Origin of the sequence: Mycobacterium sp. ENV421, from assembly GCF_002887815.1 — a bacterium.
Classification (GTDB): Bacteria; Actinomycetota; Actinomycetes; order Mycobacteriales; family Mycobacteriaceae; genus Mycobacterium.
In genome coordinates this window covers 1-2,447 of the sequence record NZ_PDHO01000104.1, presented here as the reverse complement: position 1 = coordinate 2,447, position 2,447 = coordinate 1, and the positions used below count along the sequence as shown (strand labels likewise).

4 protein-coding genes are annotated in these 2,447 nt (G+C 66.3%); all 4 read right to left on the bottom strand.

Annotated elements, in window-relative coordinates:
• Positions 1-52 precede the first annotated feature (52 nt).
• The 4 genes from CRM90_RS29815 to CRM90_RS31235 all read right to left on the bottom strand — a co-directional run bounded on the left by CRM90_RS29815 (position 53) and on the right by CRM90_RS31235 (position 2,239).
• Positions 53-358: a type VII secretion target gene (locus CRM90_RS29815; protein WP_102810428.1), complete on the bottom strand. Its 306-nt coding sequence runs from the start codon at positions 356-358 to the stop codon at positions 53-55.
• A 68-nt stretch (positions 359-426) separates the two neighbouring features.
• Complete coding sequence (locus CRM90_RS29810) at positions 427-732, bottom strand: YbaB/EbfC family nucleoid-associated protein (RefSeq protein ID WP_102810427.1); 306 nt, start codon at positions 730-732, stop codon at positions 427-429.
• 14 nt (positions 733-746) lie between these two features.
• Positions 747-1,547: a hypothetical protein gene (locus tag CRM90_RS31240; RefSeq protein ID WP_233209603.1), complete on the bottom strand. Its 801-nt coding sequence runs from the start codon at positions 1,545-1,547 to the stop codon at positions 747-749.
• Between the two features lie 41 nt (positions 1,548-1,588).
• The gene (locus tag CRM90_RS31235) at positions 1,589-2,239 is read right to left on the bottom strand and encodes a DUF4226 domain-containing protein (protein WP_233209602.1); all 651 of its coding nucleotides are present in this window, start codon (positions 2,237-2,239) and stop codon (positions 1,589-1,591) included.
• Positions 2,240-2,447 lie beyond the last annotated feature (208 nt).

Sequence of the window (2,447 nt, the reverse complement as noted above, 5' to 3'; positions counted from 1 at the left end):
CAGCAGTCCTACGTGCCATCACCGTCTGGCTGCCACATTTATCGGACACGCCCTAGGTCCGCAGCGTCTGCTGGTTCTCGTGCTCTTGATCGGCGTAGGTCTGCAGGTTGCTGCGGATGTGGTTGGCGACAGCCTGGGCGTTGGCGGCCAGGCGCTGGCCGAGCTCGTGACGAGCAGCCAAGGTGTCGGCGTACGCCTGCCCGACTGTCGAGGAGCCGATCTTGCCGAAGGCATGCCGAGCAGCTTCAAGGGCATCGGGGTCAGCGGCCATACGCCGAGCCGCTTCCGCGCTTTCGTTGTCCCACCAGGAGGCGTGGTCCTCCCAGGCCTCGAAATCCACCCTCAGCTGGTTGGCCATGGCGGCGTCCTTTCAGTCAATGGGTTGTTTGCCCAGCGTAACCCCGGTGCGCGGCGGTTAGCGCGGCCTCAAAAATCCAAATATTTGGCGCGGTAGGCGGCGATCTCGGCCTCACTGGGATAGGTGTCATCCGGCGGCATATCGGCACCGAGTTCGTTCATGCGTTGGCGCTGCGCGAAGCGGGCCCGCATCAACGCCAGCCGGTGCAGGTGCATCAGACGCTCCGACAGGGTCTCTGCCGACCAGGTGGCGTTGACCTCCGGCTCGAGCTGCACTCGCACGACACCGCCGGTGCCGTCCAGTTCCACCAGCAGCAAGCCGGTGCGCGAGGTCTCGACGTAGGTACGTTCGGCCGTCTCGGCTTCTGACTGCATCCTGCGTGCTCCCCCTATGCCGTGTGGTTACCGGTCGGCGAGGCCGTGGTAACCGAAGCTGATGCCGGTGTGCCGGTTGCTGGCGCCGGCACCGTCGCCTGCGCCCCGCCCCCAGCTGCCGGCGGTCCGGTCCAGCCCAAGAAGTCCGACGAGCTGGGCAGCGCCGAGACGGGTTTGAGCTGGCCGTCTAGCCAGATTTTGCCATTGCCCATGTACATCACCGCGGGCTTGGCCTCGAACTGGGCATAGTCGCCGGGCCGCAGACTGTTGCGGTCGACCGGATTCATCACCGGTGAGCCCGCCGGCGGGATCTGACCACCGTAGGCATCACTGACCGACTTCCCGTTAATCACGGCTTCCAGTGCAATCTTGCGCTGGTCGTCAGGCGCGTTCACCGAGGTTCCGTCTGGCAGGGGCACCGTGTGGCCATCGACTGACGGTGCCGCAGCGGGCGCGGCAGCCGCTGGGGTGTTGGCGACCGGCTGCACCGTGTTCGGATCTGCGGGGCTCTTGGCGTCCTCCTTGCCCTTGTCGGCCGGCGGATCATCGGTTTTGCCCTGGTCGTCTTTGAAGGCGTCTTCGGGCTTTTCGGCTTTCCCGTCGCCCTTGGTGTCGGAGAACTTGTCGTCGGTGCTGGCAGGGTCCTGGCCGTTCTTATCGGAGAACTGCGAGGCCAGCCCGGGCAGCGCCGATCCCAGCCCGCCCAGAGCGCCGCCGAGCGAGTCCAGCGGCGAGCCACCCGCGCCGAGGCCGCCGAGCATGCCGGGCAGCGCCGAACCCAGCCCGGCCAGCGACGACAGCGGGTCCCCGCCCATGCCACCCATCCCCATTGGGCCCATGCCAGCCAGCGGATCGGTCAGCGGGTCAGTCCCGGCCCCGGCGTCGGCCGGTGCACCGGCCCCGGCGTCGGTGGCGGCGGCGCGGCATCCCCGCCCCCACTGCCGCCGGAAGAGTCTCCCCCGGAGTCGCCCTCGCTGCCGCCTGAGCCCTTGTCTTCTCCCTCACCGGACTTGGGTCCGTTGGTCCGGTACTCCTGGCCGAGAGCATCCATGATGGCGGCTTGGGTTTTGGCGTCGACCTGCGAGTCGCTGAGCAGCTTTTGGATCTCGCCAAACTTCTGATCCATGTACTTCTGGAAGGCCATCACCGATGCCGGGTCACCCATTTCGGGGGCGATCTGCTTGGACTTGGCCTGGATGTCGGCCAGGATCGCGTTGATCTTGTCGCGTGCCTGCTGATTGGACTCGAAGATCTGCTTGAGTAGCGTGGCCAGCTTGTCATCGGTCAGGGCGGCGCCGTCGACGTGCTTGTTGTACTGGTCACCGGCGTTGGTGGCACCGTCGTTCAATCCGCCGGCCTGGTCTGCCGGTGGAGCCGGAGCAGGCGGGGGTGCAGCGGGCGGACCGCCGGGTCCGTAGAGCGCAGTGTTGGTGCGCTGCAGCGGAGTTTGCGACGGCGGGTGATCGTCATCGCTGAACGCGCGACCCACCGCGGTCACTACCTTCACGGCGTTTTCCACCGCCGGTTCGATCACGTCCTCCACAATGTTGGGAAGGCTCGGAAGACCAAAAGTCACGAGCGGACGTCCTCTCTGTTCACTACGTCGCTGCTGTCTACGACGCTAAGCCCGGCTGACCCTCGATAGCTACGGGCGTAGGAACTAGGGCGTGTCTGACAAGTGTTTCGGGTGTCGTGCCTGAGGCTTGGGGTATGTC

Coding starts and splice junctions, on each gene's coding strand:
- CRM90_RS29810 (WP_102810427.1), bottom strand. CDS start 732: ATGCAGTCAGAAGCCGAGACGGCCGAACGTACCTACGTCGAGACCTCG.
- CRM90_RS29815 (WP_102810428.1), bottom strand. CDS start 358: ATGGCCAACCAGCTGAGGGTGGATTTCGAGGCCTGGGAGGACCACGCC.
- CRM90_RS31240 (WP_233209603.1), bottom strand. CDS start 1,547: ATGGGCGGGGACCCGCTGTCGTCGCTGGCCGGGCTGGGTTCGGCGCTG.